Here is a 21,916-nt window from a genome sequence, read left to right as displayed (position 1 = left end):
CGGGCCCCCGCCGCCCAGCAGACCACCAACCCCCACCAGGTCCCCGCCTGATCCAGCCTCCGCCGGACTACCGCATGCCCGACGAACGACCACACCGCCGTGACGTCCCCGTCCACCCGGCCCCACCCCAGCACACCCCGTCACCACCCCCACAGTCTGAAGAGCCCGACAGCAGGGTGTCGACCGACGCCCGGTGGTGGGCCGACCTACGGCAGCAGGTGGTGTTCCGAGGAAAACGGTTGAACACCGGGCACATGTTCGAAGCCGACCAACGCTACGGGCAGCGGGACGCACTCGGCCCACACGGAGTGATGCTGTTCTTCGTCTCCGAAGCCCCCGCCCAACCCCACGGCTACCAACTCCACACCGCCTACCGGCTGTGGCTGGCCTCCCCGGAATCCCAGCACCTACCCCGCCTCCTGGCCGACCTCACCGACGTCGTCGGGGACAGCATCACCCGCGCCGGGGCAACGGGCCGCCCGTGGCACCCGTTGGGGCCGCAGGGCTCGATGGTCAACGGCGGCGACATGACCCTGCCCGAAGGCGCCGTCTACGTCGGTGTCGGGGTGACCACCCTCGACTCCGACCAGGGCCGCTGGCAGCAACTCGCCCGAACCCTACGCCAGCCCGACGACCACCGCCGCCGCTCCGTTTTCGACCTCAAAGGCCAGTGCTTCGTCCTACTCACCGACGGCACCGCCCTGCACATCGACCGCGACCCCCACGCCCCGATCGGCGCCGACGGCGTCCGCAGCACCAAACCCCTCGACCCCGACCGCATCACCTACCACAACCCCCACGAACACCTCACCGACCAAGGCGACACCGTCACCCGTGACACCTGGACGCAGCTCACCCGCCTACACCACACCCTCGCCGGGCACCTTCTCCCGGGACGACCGGCATGACCCACACCCCCACGCCCGCTCGTCTACGCGACCTCGCCGAAGCCGCAGACCTCGGCCGCACCCCGGTCGACATCACCGCCGTCCTGGACCACCTCGTCGCCGAGGCAGACACAGCCGCACCAACGAGCATCGGCTTCCCCGGCGCAGTCGACCTGGACCACCGTGAGGTGATGGCCCGCCTCGGCCACCGCCTGTGGAACAACATCGGCGACCCCACCGACACCGGCGGCACCCCACACACCCGCATCCTCGAACAAGCCGTCATCGCCTGGCTCGCCGACACCCTCCACATGCCCACCGACGACCGATGGGGATACGTCACCACCGGCGGCACCGAAGGCAACCTCTCCGCCCTGCACGCCGCCCGCCGCCGCCTCCCCAACGCCCGCATCTACTACTCCACCACCGCCCACTACTCCATCCCGAAAATCGTCGACATGCTCGGAGCACGCGGCGTAGTGGTCAACGCCGGCGCGGACGGGGAGATGGACTACGACCACCTCGCCGTGCGGGTACGCCGACACCGGCGGTGGCCGGCGATCGTCGTGGCCACCGCCGGCACCACCATGACTGAAGCCGTCGACGACACCACCCGCATCCACACCATCCTCGACGAACATGACGTGCCAGGCCGGCACGTGCACGTCGACGCCGCCCTGTCCGGCATCCCCCTCGCCCTCGACGGGCGACTCCGCCTGGACGACGACAGCGGCATCGGCAGCATCACCGTGTCCGGGCACAAGTTCCTCGGGGTACCGACACCGTGCGGGGTGGTCCTCATCCGCGACAGCCTCCGCCGCGAAGGCGCCCCGGTCACCTACACCGCAACGCTCGACTCCACCGTGACCGGATCACGATGCGGACTGGCCGCCGCCCTGCTCTGGCACGCCATCGCCACCCACGGCCGGGAAGGACACCGATGGCGGGTCAGCGAAGCACGCCGCCTCGCCGCATACACCGTCGACCGGCTCACCGCCGCCGGCTGGCCCGCCTGGCGGCACCCCCATGCCTTCACCGTCGTCCTGCCCACCCCACCCGCCGCAGTGCGGACGAAGTGGTTGCTCGCCACCGACGCGGACATCAGCCACCTCATCTGCATGCCCGGCGTCACCCAGGGCCAGATCGACGCCTTCGTCACCGACCTCACCGACACCACCGCGCCGGCCAGCAGCCCCGACCCGGGTCACCCACACCCGCCGAGGTCGATCCCCCATCCCCGGCGAGCATCTCCACCCGTCGCCGGTATCGGCACTCCCTGACCGCTGCTTGCCACCCCGCCGCTCTGGCTTCGCCGAGCCCCTCGGCTTCCCGCGTCCCGGCTTCCCGACCCCGGCTTTCCGCGTCGCGGCGCACCTGCTCACCGCTGCCCGAACCCTGTCTGCCAATCCCCTTTGCGAGGCGATCACTGTGACCACCGGCTATGTCTTCCACCCCGAATACCTGTGGCACGACACCGGCACCAGCGCCGGCCTGCTACCCGCCGACCCGACCGCCGGGGTGCAGCCCGCCGCGCACATCGAGAACCCGGAGGCGAAACGCCGCACCCACGAACTGATCCACGCCTCCGGGCTCCTGCGTGAGTTGCTGATCATCGAGCCCCGGCGCGCCACCATGACCGAACTGCTCCGCGTGCACACCCCCGCACACGTGCAACACATTCGCGCGCAGAGCGACCTGCGTGGGGGAGGGGACGCCGGGGACGGGTTCTCCCCGGTCGGGCACGGCAGCTACGACATCGCCCGCCTCGCCGCCGGCGGCCTGATCGCCCTCGTCACCGCCGCCGCCGACGGCGACATCACCAACGGGTACGCCCTGACCCGCCCACCCGGACACCACGCCACCGCCGACATCGGTATGGGCTTCTGCCTGTTCAACAGCCTCGCCATCGCCGCCCGCCACGCCCAAACCCTCCACGGCATGACCCGCATCGCGATCGTCGACTGGGACGCCCACCACGGCAACGGCACCCAAACCATCTTCTACCCCGACCCCACCGTCCTGACCATCTCCCTGCACCAGGCCAACTGCTTCCCACCCGACTCTGGATGGACCCACGAAAACGGCATCGCCGACGGCACCGGACACGCCCTCAACGTGCCCCTACCGCCTGGCAGCGGCCACGCCGCCTACCTCCACGCCATGCGGCAGGTCGTCATCCCCGCCCTCGACCGCTTCCGCCCCGACCTGATCCTGCTCGCCAACGGCGTCGACGCCAACGTCTTCGACCCCATGGCCCGACAGATGCTCACCACCACCACCTACCGCGCCATGACCCGCCTGCTCGTCGACGCCGCCGACCGGCTATGCCACGGACGACTCATCGCCGCCCACGAAGGCGGATACAGCCCTTTCTACACCCCCTACTGCACCCTCGCCGTCCTCGAAGGACTCACCGGCACCACCACCCGGGTCGCCGACCCCTACACCACGGTCGTCGCCGGCTACACGGCCGAACCTCTGCGCCCTCACCAGCAGGACGTCATCGACGCCGCCGCCGCACTCGTGCCCCACATCACCACGCCCGCCACCGCGCCCACGCCCTGACCACCGGCCCGGCCTGGTGATCGCTATAGCCGGCCCGCCAACGCCCTGTTTGCTTCCCTGCCCGTTCGTCTTGCCGAGGGACCGACCTTCCTGATGGCCACGCGCCGCACCTACACCTCCGACGTCATCACCAACGCCATACACCAGGTCGAAGCCGCCCGCGCCGCCGGACGACGCGGCCCGATCAGCGCCGTCGCCCGGGAACTCCACCTCGACCGCCGCCTCCTGCAAACCTGGGTCACCAAAGCCCGCACCCACGCCACCGCAACACCACCCACCACACCGCCTACCAGCAGCGACGTCGACCCGGTCCTGCTGCCCGACGGGCTGCTGCACTGCCGGTTCTGCCGACACCCCATGACGGCGGTCTTCACCTGGGCCGGCCTCGTCTACGACTGCCCACCACCCTGCCGCCGACCCGTACTCAACGCGACAGCAGTCGCCAACGCCGTCGGCCTGGTGGTCCTACGGCACGCCGCGCACCTCGTACCCGCCCTCACCCACCCCAGGGCGGCGAGTATCGCCGCCGGCCACGCCCACCGGCTGATCACCCGCATCACCGCCGGCATCCACCCCACCGACCTGCGCATCACCTGGCCCACCACCCGCCCACCCCAACCGGTTCCGCTCGGACACCTCGACCTGGCCCGCAAGCTCACCGGCACCCACCCGCAGCGTGCCCGCACCATCCTGCGGAACATCCTCGCCAGCATCGACCCCACCACCACCGCCACCGAAACTGCTCACGCCGACGCCGCACATCTGCTCGCCCCGCTCCTACAAGGCGAGGCAGCGATCCGCTGGGCCGACTACGCCCACCGCAGCCTCACCCACCTCCACGGCCCCACCCACCCGGACACCCTCGCCGCCGCGCACACCCTCGCCACCGCCCACCGCCAGGCAGGCCACCACCAGCGCGCCTACCAACTCCTGCGGGAACTCGCCGATCACCTGGCCGCCACCGCCGGACCTGACGCGCACCCCACCCTCGCCGTCCGGGCCACCACCGCCCTCGTCCTGCACGACCTGGGCCACCACCACGCCGCCCACACCCTCCTCACCGACACCATCGACCGCCACCGCCACGCCCACCCCGGGCATCCCGCCACCGCCCGCATGACCGAACACCTCGACCGGCTGCGGCACCACCACACCACCCACCCCGACAGCAGCCCAGGAGCAGCAGTGAACCTTCCCACCCCAGTGGCGCAGCCATGACGGCCCCGCACACGGCCGCACACGGCAACGCCGGCGGACACCGACCCGACGCCACCGACCGGCGATCCCTGCCTACGGACGCGTTGCCGCCGCTGCGCGGATATCAACAGGAGGCAGTCGAAGCGATCGTCGAGGGTGCCGCCCGCGACGGCAGGGGACAGGTCATCGCCGCCTGCGGAACCGGAAAGACACTGATCGCCGCACACGCGGCAGTGCGGTGCTGCCCGCAGGGTCTGGTGGTGATCGTGTGCCCGTCGCTGGCGCTGGTCGGTCAGACCCTGCGCGTGTGGCGTCCCCTCGGCGTCCACACGGCGGCGGTGTGCAGCGACGACTCCGTCGCCGACGTCGCCGGCCACACCGACACGATGAACTGCCCGGTGCTGGCCGACACCGACGAGATCACCGCATGGCTACACCACGCCCCGCACGGGCGGATGCGGCTGCTCGCGGTGACCAACAACTCCGCCGACCGCGTCGGCGCCGCACTCCTGGCCGCCGGTATGACCGCCGACCTACTGATCATCGACGAAGCACACCGCACCGCCGGTCTCGTCGGCAAGACGTTCGCCCGCGTCCACGACGACACCCGCCTCCCGGCGAGGGCACGGGTGAACATGACCGCGACACCCCGCATCATCACCGCCCGCCGCAGCAAGGGACAGTCACACGAGGTGCTGTCGATGGACGACCCGAGCGTGTTCGGACCCGTGTGGCACCGATACCCGTTCGGCCAGGCCATCACCGACGGCTGGCTCGACGACTTCCGCATCGTCGTCGTCGGCGTCCAAACCCACGACGCCCTACGGGTCCTCCAGAGCACCGACGACGATCGGGTCACCGCCATCGGCGACGCCCCACTCCGCACCGCCGTCGTACAGACCGCCCTGCTGCGCGCCGCCGCCGAGTTCGGACTACGCCGGGTACTCGCCTTCACCCCCCGCGTGGCCGACAGCAAGGAATTCGCCTCCACACTCGCACGGACCGCCTCCCGCCTCCCCACCACACAACAGCCCAAGGGCCGGCTCACCACCGGCCACGTCGACGGCCGACAGAACCTGCGGCAACGACAGATCCACCTCGACCGCCTCGCCGAACCCCCCGACGACGGATGGACCGTCATCTCCTCCGCCCGCGCCCTCACCGAAGGCATCGACGTCCCCGCCGTCGACGCCGTCGTCCTCACCCGACCCATGCGCTCCACCGTCCAGGTCGTCCAAACCGTCGGACGAGCCCTACGCCGCAACCCCCACGGCAGCGGCATCGCCACCATCCTCGTTCCCCTGCTGCTGCCCGACGACCCCACCCGGCTACCGCATGCCGACGACGAGTGGATGGCCGCCCTGCAGGTGCTGTGGGCGATGCGCGCCCACGACGACACCCTCGCCGCCGACCTCGACACCCGCCGCCGCCACGCCCGCACCAGCACCGGCAGCCGACAACCACAACTCCCCGAACGGGTCCTCCTACGCATGCCCGACGGGTACCTCACCGACACCCTCCTGCGGGACATCACCATCCGCATCCTCGACCACGCCACCATCGGCAGGGCACCCACCCACCCCACCGAAAGCTGGACAGCCGGCATCACCGCCGCCCGCGCCTACCAACACCGCGAAGGCCACCTGGACGTGCCTCGCTACCACCGGGAAGACGACATCGACCTCGGTGGTTTCATCCACAACTGCCGAGGCCGCTACCGGCGCGGCGAGCTGACCCCCGACCAGGTCCTCGCCCTGGAACAGTGCGGCATCACCTGGCGGGTCTTCGACGCCCGCTGGCAACGACACCTCGCCGCGTTCACCGCCTTCCACACCCGGGAGGGACACCTGCGGGTATCCCGCCACCACCGCGAAGGCGACATCAACCTCGGAATCATCGCCCACAACCTGCGCCACCAACGCAAACGCGACCTCGTCCCCCGCGACCGCATCGACGCCCTCGACGCCCTGGGCTTCCCCTGGACGCACTCCGTAAGCAGGAACAAGCCGGTGACACCTCCAGCATCACCGGTCACCACCCGAGACACCGCACCCGGGAGCACCCGATGAGCGTGGACCTGAACCTGTCCCTGTTCAACTTCGAAGCCGGCGGACTCCAACCCGACGGCACCTACAACTTCGTCCCCCTGGCCCACGCCTTCCTCGACGGACCCCACCCCGACCTGCTGATGCTCTGCGAGGCGAAGTTCTGGAACGCCCGGGGCAGACGACCACTACACACCGCCATGGCACACCTCACCGACGTCACCGGCCGCCCCTACGTCGGCGAACTACACACCGGAGCACTCGCTACCGCAGTCATCTACGACCCCCGCGTCCTCCGCCTCGACGCCGCAGAAGAACCCGACTTCCCCGACAAACGCAACCTCACCCGGTTCAGCCTCCGCACCGACCCCACCTACCGCCTCCACGTCTACACCGAACACTGGCCCTACGCCGACGGAGAACAACGCCTGGCCCGCGCCCGCCTCCTCGCCACCTCCGGCACCAGCCCCACCCCCACCCTGATCGCCGGCGACCTCAACTCCACCAGCTCCGGCCCCCACCTACCGACACGCGACTGGACCACCGTCCCCGCCAGCACCCGCGACCACAAAGCCCGCCACCACAACGGAACCTGGCAGGCCGACACCCGCGCCATCGACCGACTCATCGGCACCTGGAACACCACCACCAGCCAGCGCGTCAACAGCGCCGGCTTCCACCACCTCGCTGAACTCGACCCCCAGGCCCCCACCCCGCTGCCACCCACCGTCAACGGCCCCCACGGCCTACACATCGACTACATCCTCGCCAACCACGCCCTCCTCGACACCGCCGACGTCGTACCCGGCACCTACCAAGTCCACATCCCACCCGACAACAACCCCACCACCTGGCCCTCCGACCACCGCCGCATCAGCTGCACCCTGCGCATACACGCCATCTCGCAGCACAACACGCGGGAGCAGGCATGACTAACATCCCGCACGCGGCAGGGGTGGGATGCTGCACCCCAGCTGCAGACGGCAGATCGAGGGAGCCTGAGCAGCGGGTCACGCCCACGGCGCGATCAGTTCGGCGGGCCTCCACGACGTGCGCCTGCCCACCCCCGTGGCCTGCCGGCCCAGCCGGGATGGCCGCTGGAAGGAGGCCGCACCGGGCGGGCGCACCGCCGCTCGACCTCGCGACACACCGACTGACCTGGACTACCTCCAGGACCAGGCTGGCCGCAAGATGGATGGGGTGACGATGAATCTGTCCACCAGCAGCGCCCAACCCAGCCTCTTCGACGAAGATGACGCCTCAGTCGATGTCCGTGAGCCGGTGCTGATGTCGCTCAACCCGATCTACTTCGACCTGATCTGGGCCGGCGAGAAGCGCCACGAGTTCCGACGCCGCTTCTTGACCGGCCAGTCGGTGCGCTGGTACGTCTACCTCACCGCCCCGGTGTCCCGCCTTGGCGCGGTGATCGACCTCGGGCCCGCCGTGGTGGACACACCGCAGCGGATCGCCGACATCGCCGAGCAGGCCCGCGCCGGCAACGGCGCTTCGGTGTTCGAGTATGTGCAGGACCTGCCACAAGCGTTCGCGAGCCCCATCCAGCGGGTCGTCCAGTACCCGGGGATGCCGCTGGACCAGCTCAAGGTCGAACTCGGCTCGTTCCATCCCCCTCAGGGCTACACCCGGCTGCGCAACCATCCCGATCTGCTGAGCATCTGCGACAAGGTCACGGTCGACTCGCCGACCCGCGAGATGACCGTGCACGGTCACTAGCGGCACCTCGGCCGCGACGACTGGGAGGTCGAAGTCATCATTCGTCGTCAGGCAACCCCCAAGGAGCCGTCCCCCCTGCGCCGTGCCCGCCTCGCGCGAGGGTGGACGCTGGAGAAGGTCGTCGAAGCGTTCGATCAACGCACCACCGGTGGGCATTCCGGTGTTACCCCGACCATGGTCAGCGGCTGGGAGTTGGGCCGGCACACCACCAGCCACGCTCACCGCAAGACGCTGTGCGCCATCTACGGCAAGAGCGTCGATGAGCTGTTCACCCACCAGGACAACCACCTGGGCGACCATGGCGACGGGCCACAACTGCTGGCCCGGTATGTCGACCTGAACGAGGCGATGCTGACCGTTGTGGCGCAGGCCCGTGAATGCCTCATCGTCACCGGCTCACGGTCACGTAGCACCGGCTACCTGCAAGCGATCGAAGCGGCCCTCGCGGCGACCTGCTCATCTCTGCCGCCCGCCACGGGGCCAACATCGATGCCATCGCTGAAAAGTACTCAGTCACCGTAGAGATGGCCCGGTTCCGGTACAACACGACTGGCGTTGCCAAGCAGTTCGCGACGGGTCGTTCACGCTGATGCGGTACGCGCAGCCGCGCCCCGGGAAGCGGCGTCCGGAACCGATGGGTCTGCTGCACCGATAGGTGACATCTAAGGCTGGTCAGCCCGTTGGTGCGGGTGCCGGCATCGAGGTCGGCCTGCTTGACCCAGTCACGCACCGCGGTCTCGGTCAGGTCGAAATCTTGGCTGACGATGGTGGCGATCCGCCCGCTCTACAAGCTGCTCTGCATCGAAGGGATGGGTGCCATAGGCGTGGGAGGGGTATGGAGCTCCATGTACTGGATGCGGGAAGGTAACGTCGGTCGACGCTTCGACGTAGTCCGCGATGAAGTTCGCGAGCCGGTGCCCTGAGCGTCGCATCATGCGCCGCGCCGTGCAGTCTGAGTGCGGAGAGCCACCACCGGATCGATCGTTGCATCGCTACTGGAGCGACAGGGGCAGTGCAGTGAGCCATTTTCATCCTGGGTAGCTGTCGCTTCGACGTGGTGCAGGACGAGGACGGCCAGGGGATCAGCAGGGGATCACGGGCTCGGGGTCGCGTCGTAGGCGGCGCGATCTTGAACTGGGCCGGTGAGCAGTGGGCTGCTACTGCGGCGCGCAGCGCCGGGGCGCGACGGTGTGGGTGCTGTCCTACGGGCACGGTCGGCAGGGCGGCGAGTGCGAGTCGAAGACGGAGGCGGAAATCGCCGACGTGCGCACGGGCGGCGGCGGGCCAATTCGGCTCGTTAAGAAGGGAGGAAGTCAACGCCCGTTGGGATAGGAGGCATGCCGTCCGGATAGACGAAGCCCTTGACCTGCTCATACCCTCCCATGAGCCTGCCGCGCGGCTGTGGGAGATCGATGCCGGAAAGCGGATCGTCGTCAGGGTGATGGAATAGGGCCTTGTGTGCCTGGCCGGCGATCAACCAGTTGTAAACGTTGGCCATTGCTGTAGTCCCGGCTAGTTGCTCGTCGGCTGCCTTCGGCGCTTCCATCCAGAGTGCAGCGCGGCGGTCGAGCGGCACGAGGATGGCACCGGCTGTCCGCAGCCCCACGCCGGACCACTGTGGTCGATCGGGATTGGCCACCAGGACAACCGGATGATCACTCGTAGCGAGGGCCTTGCGTTTCCAGTGGATTAGGGTCCAGCCTCGCTCATAGAACGTGTACGCAGCAGTGGGCATCAGTTCCAGCATCGTCTTGATGTGGGAGTTCGGATGGGGCGCGACTGCGTAGGAGTCAAAGTCACTGACCTCCGTCCAGAGCTCCTCGACCTCTGCCTCGGTAGGCTCCCGGTTGAGGCTCTTGCGCAGCATGCTGCGGAGCTGGGGTTTGCCGCCAGCGCCCATCTGCAGCTTGAACAGCATGTCGGCGAGTTCCGCACCGGATTGCCGCTGAACGGTGGTGCGGAGAATCTGGAAGGCCGCCCAACCAGCGATGGCGAGCCGCGCGTCGTCCGGGATTGGCCACACCTGGCGGTCGACGACCGTGCGAAACGCATCTGCGGCCTCGGTCTCGACGTCGCCGAGCAGCTGCTCCACCCGGTCGCTGCGGCTTCCGTCCTTCTCCTCAATGAGGTAGAAGTCTTTAGCCACCGTAGCATCCGTGACAGAAACAGAGTGGCGGACGTCGCCGGGGAGCACGATGCGCCTGAGTAGCCCTCGCTGGTCAGCGAATCGTTGAAGGTAGAACCGCGGCACGATGTGATGCCGGCGCCGCAACTTGTCTTTGCCCGCCACGCCTTCAAGGCTACGGCAGCTGGCCAGCGATTTCGGAGCGCCGAGGTGGGGGTGCCTGCTGTGCGACATGCAACGCAGCGGCGGGCGGTGCTGTGGGCTGTACCGCCGATGCTGGCTACGGACCGGTCGGGGATGAGATCCTACCGTGCTGAGGAGCCCATGGTGGACTTTCAGATCCCTCCGAGCCTGGACGGGCTCGATCTCGACGCGCTGACCTAACTGGAGAGCCAGGCCGTCGCGGCGTTCGAGGCCCTGCGCGGCGGACCCGGCCATGGAGGCCGATGGTCTCGCCCGTCTGCGGGAGCTGGCCGCGATCATACAGTCAGTGTGTACCTAGCAGGCGCGAATCGAGCAGGCGGCTGAGTAGGTCGCCTCCGAGCTGGACGACCTGACCGCGACGGTGCACGGCGCTCCGGAGGGCGGCGACGATGATGAGGGCGGCGGCGAAGCCGTGGAGGAGCCGGCGCAGCAGCCGACGCCGGTCGTCGCGTCCTTGGCCCGCCGACAGCCGAAGCCGAAGGTGACCAGCACCTGGCTCGGGTTCTGCCCTTCCTGCCATCAACTCGTTGCAACCTGGCAAGGGCACAACTACCGGGCCTCGCCAGCCTTGGCTCGCCTGGTGGTCAACCAGCTGCGTACGACCTCCACCCGCTTCCCGTCCGGGTCGTAGCCCCAGGCCCGCGTTGGTAGGTTGTAGGCGTCACTGTCCGTGTGGTGGCAGAACCAAAGGATCTCACCGCACTCGCCGGCGGCATCGCCGATGACCGAGTCCTGGCAGGTCGCGAGGATCGTGACGTCCTGACGTGCCGCCACCGTGTTCAGCTCGTGGAGAACGTCGCGCCGGTTGACGTCTCCGAGGCTGTTGCCGAGTTCGTCCAGGACGAGCACCCGGCCCCGGGAACCTTCGGCGGCGAGCAGGGCGGCCAGGACCAGCTCGATGGCGAACACCTTCACCTGGGCTCCGTTGGCGACCTCGCGGTACGAAACCATTCCGCCCTGCGGCGAACGCTTCCAGCGCGGTACGACCTCCCACTTCCACGGGCTCGTGGCTGTAGCCGGCCGGGCTTCGTTCACCCGGAGCTCGGCGCCCCACAGGCCGCGCGCCTTGTTCAGCTCGTTCAGCTTGGTTCCAATTTTGTCGAGGGCGGCCTCGACGCGGCTGCTGATCATGTCCTGCAGGCTGTGCAGGTCCCGCTCGATCAGGCCCGTCTCGTGTTCGAGGGCGCCGAGGCGTTCTGCTCGCTCGCCCTGGGCGCGCAGAATCCTGGCCTCAAGGATCTGGTCGTGCTCGGCCCGCGAGTCGAGCAGGTCCCGTAAGGGCCGGGCGATGGTGGTGAAGTCGGTGTCATCCCCGCCCACCCCGGGATCCTTGTCGATGAGCCTCTGCCGTCGTTGCTGGGCCTCGGCGAGCTCGGGAGGCAGCAGCTCGCTCGTCCTCCCGTAGGCGTCCAAGGCGTCCTTCAGCTTCTCCGCGGCTCTGTGGCGTAGGCTCCGCGGTTGGAGGCGGCGGATGTCCTCCCCCTGCGCGGCGAGCAGTTCGGCGGCGGCAGCAGGGGTGTCACCCCACCCAGCTACCCAGTAATCGAGCCTCAACCGGTCCCGCTCGATGACAAGATTGTTGCATTTCTCTGCCGCGTTGTCGCGCTTTCCGCGGAGCTGGGTCACGAGGGCGTTGGCTAGGCCGATCTGTTGTTGATGAGTGCGGACGGCGGTATCGGCGGCGACCATCGCGTTGAGGGTGCGGTCCAGTTCTTCGGCCAGGCCGGCGAGCTCGAGCGCCATAGCGTCGAGCTTCTCCTCGAGGGCCCGCTTTTGTTCTTCTACTTTGCCGAGCTCAACGATTGCTTCGGCCACGGACAGAGCTTCCTCTGCCGCCTGGAGCTCAAGATCAGTGATTCCGAGGTGGGTCGCGGCCGCCTCCATCGTGACCCTAGCCAACCCGAGGGCGGCCTCCGCCGCTGCGATGCGAGCTGCCCTTCCCGAGATGGGGGCAGGGAACCCGCCAACCGTCGTCCCGTGCAGCTCCTGGTCGTAGGCACGGTCCGGGTCGCTGCGGTATTCGGTCCGGCCGGCGATGCGTTTGAGTAAGGCATCTACGGGGAGGTCCGACGTGATGCCGGTCGGTAGGCTAGCGGGCGGTGTGCTCAGCGAGGCGTCCGCCTTTAGCAGTATCGCCCCGGCGACCTCCGAGAGTGCCTGTAGCGCTGCGTTCTCATGCTCTGGCCCGACGACCACTGCGGAGTGGTAGGGCCACAGCCGTGGTTCCCAAGCCGGGCGAGCGGCCTCGTCCAAGTCGATGCCATCGAGCAGGGACACGGCAGGCACCCCCGCGCTCTCAAGCGCGGCGAGCGACTCGGCTGCAGGTCCACCCTGCCCCGCCCGGGCCGCGATCAGTTCCCTCTCCGCCTGATCGTGGCGCTCCTTTGCTTGGTGATAGAGGAATTTGTGCTTAAGGACAGAGCGCTCCGCCTTCTCTACCGCATCCCGTGCTTCGGGAAGCTCGAGGATCGGGACCCGGCTGCGGAACGGGACGAGTTCGTTTCGTCTCTCTACAGCCTTGCTGAGCTTGTCCTTTAGAAGGAACTCGTTGTTGGTGGCCGTCCTGTGATTCCTGTCCGCCCGTTCGTGTGCATCGCGGGCCCCGGCGAGTTCGGCATTCAGATCCTTGCGCTTTAGCATAGAATCCAGTTGGGATTGTGCATGGTCGAGGTATTGTTGATTATCGGCGACTTCTGCCTCGAGCCGCCCGATCTGTTCCCGAAATAGATCGTCTCTTTCTTGGGCACCCAGCAACCCCCTCGCGAAATGCAGCTGCCAGAGCGACTCGCCCTGCTCAAGATATTTCCGCGATCTGTCACGGCTGCCGACGGCGTCAAGGTCGGTCTGTTCCCGGATGCGGTCCTTCTCGTCTTCGGCCTGCTTGGCGCGGAGCGTCTCCTGCTGGTCGGCGAGCTTGCCACGCTGAACCAGCTCGGTCTCGAGGAGTCCCTGCCGGCCGGTCAGCTCGATGAGGGCGGTGCCGAGCTGCTCGGGGGTCATCTCCGTCATCTGCTGCGACAGCAGAGAGGGTGCGGTGGGTCGCATCGGCGTGTCCAGATAGGCCATGCAGCGGGGTGCCTCGCCGTACAGCTCGGCGGCGAAGTTGCGAGGCCCCAGTTCCTGGGCGCGGGGCAGGCCGTTCCAGAGCGTCTCCGCTTCGTCGTCCCGGGCCTGAGGAGTGTCGGCGACGGTGACGTGCAATCCGTACGTCCATCGAACCTTGAGGTACGGCGGTGCCGAGGCAATCCGTATCCACACGGTCACTACGGTCGTCTCAGCGTCACCGGGCTCGCCGAACACCCCGATGATGAAGCCTCGGTCGGCCGGTGCCCAGCGGTGCTCGGGATCCAGGCCTGCGGACTCCGGCTTGAATAGCAGATTCGCCGCGTACTGGGCCCCGTTGCCTTCTAACCGCCACTGAGCCTCGCCGAGCAGGAGTGAGACCGCAGCGAGGAACGAGGTCTTCCCGGAGCCGTTCGAGTCCCCCTTCGGCCCGATTCCTGAAACGGCGACGAACGATCCCGGAACCAACGGCACTGGATGCGTGGTCAGCCTCGCGATGTCGAACGTCTGCACCGCCGTCAGATGCCGGTCGCCGATGACGCCACGCACGGCCCGGGAAGTTCCGGCCTGGGCCTCGGGCATGAAGGCGAACCCGTCCTGAGTCATGAAGATTCCTTCGCGCGATCGCGGCGTCTCTGGATGACCTCTGCCATGATTCCGTGTGGCTCGGCGAGCAGGATCAGGTTCTCCCATAGTCGCTCGGTGACGGCGGGGGTGAGCCGATGGAACTGCGGACCCGGTACGACGGTCCTACGCGGACCCCATGCCAAGATCCCCGCGTCCCGCAGCCGCTGCAATGCGGCGCCGATCTTGCTATCCGGTATCTGTGATTTGACGAGCCGGCTTCGCGGCACCGGCTCCGCGTCCGTCCACGATTGGGAACGGAGGCGTCCGGCCGCGCGGGGGATCGCGATGCCGTGCAGGATCACGAGCGTGAGGACGGCCTGTTCCTCCTGACGCAGCAGTCCGACGCCTGCAAGCGCCAGTCGTTCGGTCATGGTGTCGGCGTAGCCGGACAAGAAGCTTTGCCTCGTTCGTATCAGGATTCGGCCTTGCTCGGCCAGGCAGCGCTCCAGGACGGCGCGGAGCGTCGGATCCATGAGGGCGCGGAACGCCGAGGCGGGGACGGGCGCTTCCGCGGTCTCCACTGCGGTGAGGGCCGCTCGTACCTCGGCTTGTCGGCTCTCGGGAAGGTCGTTCAGCTGGGCCTCGGTCATGACGTTCCGCTGGCCTCCTCGGGCGGTGGTAGCGGCAGCTGGTCGTAGACGGCGCGGAGGGCGTTCGTCTCGGTCTCCGACCACAGAGCGACCATAGGGCCGAGCCGGACGTGGCGGCAGTCAGGTCCGGTCGGCTCCAGCAGGCCGCAGTCGTAGAGCCTGCGCAACGCGCCCTTGTGATGCCGCTCGCCCGGGACGCCGCCGTCGGCCGCGCTGGCGGTGAGGGGGCCGAGGGCCGCGACAGCGGCAAGAACCTCGGTCTCCTTCGCAGCCGTTCCGGGGTAGAGGGACTCGGAGCGGTCGGGCCAGCAAGCTCGCACTGCTGCGGCGAAGACGAGGAGGAGCGTCCGGCTCGGAGCCGTGCGGCTGACGCCGCTCTCGCCCCCGGCAATCGGCTCCGCGCCCGCGACCCAGCCGAGGGCAAGTCGCCCGTTCCTGGCGTGGCCAGTGACATCCACCAGGCGTCGCCCTCCCCGGGCAGCGGCTGCTCGCCAGGCCCGGAGGACCTCCGGGTCTGCGGGAACGGGAAGGGTCGAGGAGGCTCGGAGCCGCGCGAGCGCGAACGCCGGATCATCCTGGTCGGCCATCGTGTTCCCGCGTCGTCTCGAATCCGGGAGGTAGCCGGTGGACCGTCACCGGGCTGAGATAGCTGACGGCGGCCTCGGCATCCACTATGAGCTCGTCGCTGATCTCTACCCGGTAGGGAAGCGTGGGATCGCTGTGCGCGCCGAGCACGCTCACCAGCAGATGCGCCGCCCCGGGCCAGCCTGCGGCCAGCATGCGACCAGTGAGATCGGCTTCTTCTGCCCCCTGTAGCAGCACCTTCACGTGCCGTTCGCGGCGTTGCCGGGCCTCCTCCGTGCGCTGCTCGACCTTCGCCAACGGGTCGTCGTCCGGTCGTGGATCCAGCGGCTGCTGAGGCCGGCGCCGGGTGACTGGGTGGGGCCGGAAGTCCGCGACGCCCTGCGCGACGATCGCCGGACCAAGCCAGGGCGCCGGCGGATCGAACACCGTCGTGGCGAATACCTGGGCCAGCCTCTCGGTGTTGGCCGTCAGGGCGGCCTCGAGGTATTGCTCTGGGGTGAGCAACGAGAAGTCCTGCGCCGCCGCGCTCTCGTCGAGTAGTCGTCCTACGAACTGCTCACGTGCGCCGACGTACCGCTGGGTTTCTACCACGAGCCGGAAGGCCACGTTGTCGAGATCCAGGAAGGTCGTCCGAACCTGGTCGTGAAGCTGCGCCACGTCGTTCATCAGCGTGGCATGACTATGGTGGGCGCGCTCGGCCATCAGCTCCGACAACGGGCTCGACTGGACAAGCCGCAGCAGGTGATCAGAGGCGATCGTTATCATGCGCCGAGCCTGGACGAGGCTCGCCAGCACCTGCTCACGGCTGGCTTCACCCGCGGACAACGCCTTGCGGGTGCGGTCCAGCAAGGTGAGTAATTCGTCGACGCCACCACGTTCTTCCAGGCGCTCGAACACGAGGAGCCCAGCGGCGCTGGTCGGGTTGAACACGTACCTCTGCTGATTGCTCTTCTCGAAGCGGGGGAGCAGCATACCCATGCGGCAAAACAGGCCGAACCTGCTGTCGAACTCCGCCTCGGTGCAGACGCCACGGCAGGCCGCGGCGAGCTGAGCTCGGCTCAGCCCTCCGCGGGCGTCCAGATCCCCAAAGGCGTTGTAGACGGCCTCAGCAACGGCAAGCGTCGCGCGATTCTGCACGACCGCCCCGGCATCCGCAGCCAGCGGCGCGATCAGTGCTTCCGCGCGCCGAATGAAGGCGTCCCGGGCGGGTAGGGCGGAAACGTCAAACAGCGTGGGTTCCGCTCGGCTGTCGGTGCTCATGCCACTTCGCAGCCGGTCAGGGGTTCGTCGAAATCAGTGGCCGGCATGGACGCCCGTTCGTTCGGCCAGTGTCCGGCTCAGGGAGGGCAGCACCACATTGTGCAGAGTCTGCTGCTCAACCGCCTTCCCGGTCTGCGTGATCCGGTCAGCTACGGCCCGTAACGGCTCGGGCAGGTCTTTTCTGATACGCGCAGCAAGGCGCATATCGTCCTCCGTAGCTTTGGCCTCCTCGGCCGCTTTGCTGCGCTGACGCGGGCGGCCTGACTCGAGCAGTTCCAGATCCATGCCGACCGGTACAGCGTCCCGGCCGAGGCGTCGGGTAAGCATCGTAAAGATCTCTAAGCCAGCCGCATCAAGATCCATCCAGGCGGCTACCGGCACAGGCGGCAGCACGGCGATGAGGTCGATGGTGTTGACAATGGCCTTGCCCTGGCCCCAAATGCACAGCCAGAACTCGGTCACATCGTCGAGCTTGCAGACCTCCTGAAAGGTTTCCGCGTTCTCTACGAGCAGGATTCCTCGGGCGGAGAAGTCGATGTCCCCGACGATCCGGACCCCCTCGGAGGGAAGGCCGATCCAGGGCACACCACGCATGGCGTCGGCTACGACGCTCCCGTTGCGCCAAACGAGCGGACCACGCACCCTGATCGCGATGTCGGACCTGTTGACCGCTAGCGAGAATTCCCGGCCGACGAGCTGGCTGAAGACGATCGACCGGGCGGCCGACCAGGTGATGTGGGTGTCGCCCCAGGCCAGGCCGGCAAGCTCAGCCGCACCGGGGGTCCGGTCCATGCCCGCCCAACAGCAAGCTGCCCGGAGCGCGGCTTCGTAGGTCGCCCAGCTCTTTGCTCCGGAAACCGTTTCGGGAGGTGGGGCGAGCGGGGAGCCGGCAGGCACTGTGGCCAGTGCGGCCCGTTCGGCGGCAAGGGTCGGCGGTGTCAGGCCATCGAGCAGTCCCAGAAGCTCGCGGCGGACGTCGTCGGGATCCCGCTGCGGCCGGAGGTCCGCGATCTCGTCCACCGCCTGCTCGGACCAAGCGGTGGACAACGACCAGCCGTCCGGTGTGCGGATCGTCAGCTCGTCGGGATCGACACCGCAGCGAAGAGTAATCCCGCCGGCACGGACCAGGGAGAGAGCTACCGCATCGGCGCGGTCGCCGAACCGCTTCACCACCGAGGGCCATTGCCGGCGCCCCGCCGATAGGATCCAGATGAGGTCGGCGGTCGCCAGATTCGGTGGCGGCTCGAACAGGGGGACAGGGTCGGCCGCCACCAGGTCCACGTGCGACACCTTGACCCGTCCGCGGCGATCCTTGGGTATCTTGGCTTCGCCATTGCGGCGAACAGGGACGGTGACCGCTTCACAGCCGCTCGGCAGCCCTCTCAGCGGAATCCGTGTCCGCCCGCCCAGCTCACCGAGCAGGGGCTCGTAATGTTCACGCATAGATTGAAAACGTAGTCTCGCTGTTGGTGTGGTCCCGGCCTGTCATGGAGCTCTCGCCCACCGCTTCATCACCCGACCCTCGTCGGCGCGCCCGCCCCCAGTGCGGCCGCAACGCCGCGACAATCTTGGCACAACTAGCTACGGAGAGTTCACCAGCTTTGGCGAGTGACCGATTTCGGACTCAGGCCGGTGGTTCGGCGGGCACAGGGGCAGGACCGTGCGGCTGCGGTCCGGGCGGGGGTGGTTAATACTCCAGCCGCAGTTGCCTCATCTGGAGTTTGGGCAGCTCATTGGCGTGATCGATGTCGGGGTTGAGCCCATCACGTAGCTGCTTGTGTCGATGCTATTCGGTCGGTGGTTCCGTGATCGCACTGTCTGTCTGTTGTGGCCAGTCGCCGTGGGGGCAGGCTCTCGGGCTTGTGCTGATCGATGAGATTGTGGGCTGGCGGGCGGGTCTGGATGATCTGTTGGCGCGGTTCGCGCACCGGTTCGGGCGGGCGGAGCCGCGCCGGCAGGCGCTGACCTACCTGGTCGGGTTGCTGTCACCCCTGGCCAGCAAGAACGGCTGGACCCTGGCCGAGGCTGCCGGCGACGCGACGCCGGATCGGATGCAGCGGCTGCTCAACCGGTCGGCGTGGGACCCGGAGTCGGTCCGCGATGACCTGTTCGCCTACCTGTCCGAGCACCTCGGCGATGACGACGGGGTGCTGATCGTCGACGAGACCGGGTTCCTGAAGAAGGGAATCAAGTCGGCCGGGGTGCAGCGCCAGTACTCGGGCACGGCTGGACGAACGGAGAACTGCCAGCTCGGGGTGTTCCTCGCCTACACCAGCCCAGCCGGGCGCACGCTGATCGACCGGGAGTTGTATCTGCCCCGTGGTTGGTGCGACGACCCCGCCCGCCGCGCCGAAGCCGGCATCGCGGCCAGCGTCGGGTTTGCCACCAAACCCGCGCTTGGCCTGCGAATGCTTGAACGCGCCATCACCGCCGGCCTACAGGCGAGGTGGGTCACCGCGGACGAGGCCTACGGACAGGACTCCAAGTTCCGCACGTGGCTGCAGCAGCACCGGATGGGCTACGTGCTCGCCGTGCCCCGCAACCAGCGGGTCCCGACCACGGTGGGCAGCTCCCGCCCGGACGTCCTCGCCGCGAACGCGCCGGCCCTGGCGTGGAAGCGGCGCAGTTGCGGCGACGGCGCCAAGGGACCGCGACTCTATGACTGGGCCGTGGCCTCCCTGCCCGGTACGGGCGACGGATCCGGCCACTGGCTGCTGATCCGACGCAGCATCACCAACCCCACCGATCTGCAGGCACCCAAGACGAGCAGCTGATCCGCATCGCCGGGACCCGTTGGGCGATCGAGGAGTGCTTCCAGACCGCCAAGACCGAGATCGGCCTCGACCACTACCAGGTGCGTCGGTACGACGCCTGGTACCGGCACATAACTCTCGTTCTGTGCGCCCATGCCTACCTCACCGTCACCGCCGCCCACGCTAGAAAGGGGGCACCGAACCCGATGACGGCCTCATCCCCCTCACCCTCGGCGAGGTCCGCCGTCTCCTGGCACACCTGATCACCACCACCCGCCCCTTCGACCACATCCATCGATGGTCACGATGGCGACGACGACACCAGTACCGCGCCAAACTGGCCCACTACCAGCGAAGACACTGACTTCACCAGGTGCGGCTGGAGTACTAGCCCACAAGCCAGAGGTGCAACCGGTGCCGCGGGTGTGGTCCGGGCGGGGCCGCCCACCCACCCGCACCGAACCGCGCTACCCCAAGACGGCGGTCAGCCTGGTCGAACACATCCGCGCCGCCGGCCGCCAGGCTGCGGAGACGATCACCTGGCGGGAAGGCTCGAAAGGCACGATGAGCTCCCAGTTCATCTTCCTGCGGGTACGCCCGGCCGGGCACCGCGTCGCCCGTGACACCGACGGCACCCTGCCCGAGCGGTGGCTGATCGCCCAGTGGCCGCATGACGAGGCCGAGCCGGTCAAGTACTGGCTGTCCAGCCTGCCAGCCACCACCAGTCACGCCCGTCTTGTCCGCTACGGCAAGATCCGCTGGCGCATCGAACACGACTACCGAGAACTGAAGACCGGCCTCGGCCTGGACCACTTCGAGGGCCGCTCCTGGACCGGCTGGCACCGCCACGTCACCCTGGTCACCGCCGCGCATCTGTTCATCACCGAACTGCGTCTGGACCCAAAAGCGGATGCGCCGGCCTGACCCTCTACGCGGTCATCCGCGAGCTGCAACGACTCCTCGCAACCTGGACCGGCGCCTGCATCACCTGCCACCAATCCGTGAAACCGTTACACCGCAACAAACGCCACCGAACCTAACAAAGCACTACTAGTCGCATCCGTAACGGCCTGGCGACAGCTCGTATACGCATTGAATGTTCTGTGCGCGCAGGAGGGCCAGCAGGTCGTCCCCCGGTTGAGCCGGCAGGAGGACGGCACGCTCAGGCAGGCCGGGAATGTGTCGGCTGTAGTCCAGTAGTTGCCCGACCGCCATACGAATAGCGTCGCGGGTAACGACTCCCTTCGCCTCGTACAACACACCGGCAGTCTGATCGAACAGGTCGGTGTAGAGGTCGTACGGCTCGCCGGGCGGCCTAATGCGGTACCGCGCGCAGGTGTGTCCCAAGGCCTCGAGGTGCTCCTGGTAGCGGGCCATGAGGTCGGCCTCCCGCTTGACGGCCACGGCACTTTCCGAGCTGGGAAGCGAGTACGTACTTCTGCCGATCTTCTCGATCGGTACCGCCTCCGCGCTTCCGGCAGGTGTGACGGCCGCGGAAACCGGGACAGGTTCGGCTGTTAAACCGGCCGGTGAAGCACGCAGGGCGGCGAGGTGGGACCACCAGAGCCGTTCGAGTTGCTCATCGGACGGTGGGTACAGACGCTGCCCCGACCCGAGAACATGATTCCAGTGGTGTGTCGGCACGCCTGCCAGCAGCTTCTCGACCGACAGGCGGTCCTCCACCGGCAGCACGGTGTCCCAGCGCAGGGTGATGTACCACGCCTGGCGGGTCGGAGCCTCCCAGTGGGCGTCGGCGAAGACACTGCTCCCGGTCACGGCTCCGCTTGCGACGATGCCGCGCTCCCGGTTCTGCCGGAACAGGAAGACTCGGTCCCCGCGACCCAGCCCACCCCGGCGCGACCCGACACTCCACCGACAGGAGACCGCCTTGCCGCCCGCTGTACGTCTCACATCCCTCGCATAGAGATCAGACGGATAGCCGGATTCCCCAGCGTCCCAGGTCAGAATGACGGTGATCACAATGTGAGCATCACGGGACGCGGACGGCGGCGGTATCAGGCAATCGGACGCCGGCGGTGCGGTGACGGGGTGACTCTGACCATAGGGTTAGGCGGCCCGGAAGCCGCGCCGTAGGCGATCGCCAAGCAGCTTGCCTTGGCACGCCGAGGTCCTGGTGCGCCTGAGCGAGGGAAGCCCGCTCGACGCGTCTTCGTGGGGATCCCGAGACTCAAAGACCCGCTGCGCCGCAGACCGGGATAGCCGCTGCCATTGATGATCGAGGGATGCAGTGGCCCGCACGTACTCCCATCGGCTACGACAGCGC

At 68.1% G+C, this 21,916-nt stretch carries 15 protein-coding genes and 2 pseudogenes; 10 read left to right on the top strand and 7 right to left on the bottom strand.

What is annotated here, in order from left to right:
- Window positions 1-239 precede the first annotated feature (239 nt).
- The 8 genes from ACN265_RS19025 to ACN265_RS18990 all read left to right on the top strand — a co-directional run bounded on the left by ACN265_RS19025 (window position 240) and on the right by ACN265_RS18990 (window position 8,947).
- Complete coding sequence (locus ACN265_RS19025) at window positions 240-908, top strand: hypothetical protein (protein ID WP_421408786.1); 669 nt, start codon at window positions 240-242, stop codon at window positions 906-908.
- A complete protein-coding gene (locus tag ACN265_RS19020) occupies window positions 905-2,167 on the top strand; it encodes a histidine decarboxylase (protein WP_421408785.1) in 1,263 nt (420 codons plus the stop codon). Before ACN265_RS19025 ends, ACN265_RS19020 begins: the two co-directional genes overlap by 4 nt.
- A gap of 148 nt (window positions 2,168-2,315) precedes the next feature.
- Complete coding sequence (locus ACN265_RS19015; protein ID WP_421408784.1) at window positions 2,316-3,452, top strand: class II histone deacetylase; 1,137 nt, start codon at window positions 2,316-2,318, stop codon at window positions 3,450-3,452.
- A 93-nt stretch (window positions 3,453-3,545) separates the two neighbouring features.
- Complete coding sequence (locus ACN265_RS19010) at window positions 3,546-4,670, top strand: hypothetical protein (RefSeq protein ID WP_421408783.1); 1,125 nt, start codon at window positions 3,546-3,548, stop codon at window positions 4,668-4,670.
- Window positions 4,667-6,718 (top strand): Helicase associated domain protein, encoded by a 2,052-nt coding sequence (locus ACN265_RS19005; protein WP_421408782.1) that lies wholly within the window; start codon window positions 4,667-4,669, stop codon window positions 6,716-6,718. The genes ACN265_RS19010 and ACN265_RS19005 overlap by 4 nt, the downstream gene beginning before the upstream one ends.
- Entirely contained in the window at window positions 6,715-7,626 is a 912-nt protein-coding gene (locus ACN265_RS19000) for an endonuclease/exonuclease/phosphatase family protein (RefSeq protein WP_421408781.1), read from the top strand. Before ACN265_RS19005 ends, ACN265_RS19000 begins: the two co-directional genes overlap by 4 nt.
- Window positions 7,627-7,744: 118 nt before the next feature.
- On the top strand, window positions 7,745-8,425 hold the full coding sequence (locus ACN265_RS18995; protein WP_421408780.1) for a hypothetical protein: 681 nt from the start codon (window positions 7,745-7,747) through the stop codon (window positions 8,423-8,425).
- 174 nt (window positions 8,426-8,599) lie between these two features.
- A complete protein-coding gene (locus ACN265_RS18990; RefSeq protein ID WP_421408779.1) occupies window positions 8,600-8,947 on the top strand; it encodes a hypothetical protein in 348 nt (115 codons plus the stop codon).
- 775 nt (window positions 8,948-9,722) lie between these two features.
- Here ACN265_RS18990 and ACN265_RS18985 read toward each other — a convergent pair.
- The 6 genes from ACN265_RS18985 to ACN265_RS18960 form a co-directional block, all read right to left on the bottom strand.
- Window positions 9,723-10,715, bottom strand: a complete 993-nt coding sequence (locus tag ACN265_RS18985) for a DUF4238 domain-containing protein (protein WP_421408778.1) — start codon at window positions 10,713-10,715, stop codon at window positions 9,723-9,725.
- A gap of 588 nt (window positions 10,716-11,303) precedes the next feature.
- On the bottom strand, window positions 11,304-14,423 hold the full coding sequence (locus ACN265_RS18980; RefSeq protein ID WP_421408777.1) for a hypothetical protein: 3,120 nt from the start codon (window positions 14,421-14,423) through the stop codon (window positions 11,304-11,306).
- Window positions 14,420-15,034, bottom strand: coding sequence for a hypothetical protein (locus tag ACN265_RS18975; RefSeq protein ID WP_421408776.1), 615 nt, complete (start codon window positions 15,032-15,034; stop codon window positions 14,420-14,422). The genes ACN265_RS18980 and ACN265_RS18975 overlap by 4 nt, the downstream gene beginning before the upstream one ends.
- On the bottom strand, window positions 15,031-15,492 hold the full coding sequence (locus ACN265_RS18970) for a hypothetical protein (RefSeq protein WP_421408775.1): 462 nt from the start codon (window positions 15,490-15,492) through the stop codon (window positions 15,031-15,033). Before ACN265_RS18970 ends, ACN265_RS18975 begins: the two co-directional genes overlap by 4 nt.
- 112 nt (window positions 15,493-15,604) lie before the next feature.
- Window positions 15,605-16,879: a hypothetical protein gene (locus ACN265_RS18965; protein WP_421408774.1), complete on the bottom strand. Its 1,275-nt coding sequence runs from the start codon at window positions 16,877-16,879 to the stop codon at window positions 15,605-15,607.
- Window positions 16,880-16,912: 33 nt separating this feature from the next.
- Complete coding sequence (locus ACN265_RS18960) at window positions 16,913-18,322, bottom strand: Wadjet anti-phage system protein JetD domain-containing protein (protein WP_421408773.1); 1,410 nt, start codon at window positions 18,320-18,322, stop codon at window positions 16,913-16,915.
- 422 nt (window positions 18,323-18,744) lie between these two features.
- Between ACN265_RS18960 and ACN265_RS18955 the strand changes: the two are divergent.
- Both ACN265_RS18955 and ACN265_RS18950 read left to right on the top strand, forming a co-directional pair.
- Window positions 18,745-19,841: pseudogene (locus ACN265_RS18955) on the top strand (IS701 family transposase); the annotation flags it as partial.
- Window positions 19,842-20,043: 202 nt separating this feature from the next.
- Window positions 20,044-20,556, top strand: a pseudogene (locus ACN265_RS18950) (transposase); the annotation flags it as partial.
- A 126-nt stretch (window positions 20,557-20,682) separates the two neighbouring features.
- On the opposite strand, the gene ACN265_RS18945 reads toward ACN265_RS18950, so the two are convergent.
- The gene (locus tag ACN265_RS18945; protein ID WP_421408772.1) at window positions 20,683-21,612 is read right to left on the bottom strand and encodes a hypothetical protein; all 930 of its coding nucleotides are present in this window, start codon (window positions 21,610-21,612) and stop codon (window positions 20,683-20,685) included.
- Between the last annotated feature and the right edge of the window lie 304 nt (window positions 21,613-21,916).

The sequence above is a fragment of the Micromonospora sp. WMMD730 genome (assembly GCF_049178955.1).
Taxonomy (GTDB): Bacteria; Actinomycetota; Actinomycetes; order Mycobacteriales; family Micromonosporaceae; genus Micromonospora; species Micromonospora wenchangensis.
Note: the sequence above shows the minus strand (reverse complement) of the source record. Positions and strands in the feature narration are given on the sequence as shown.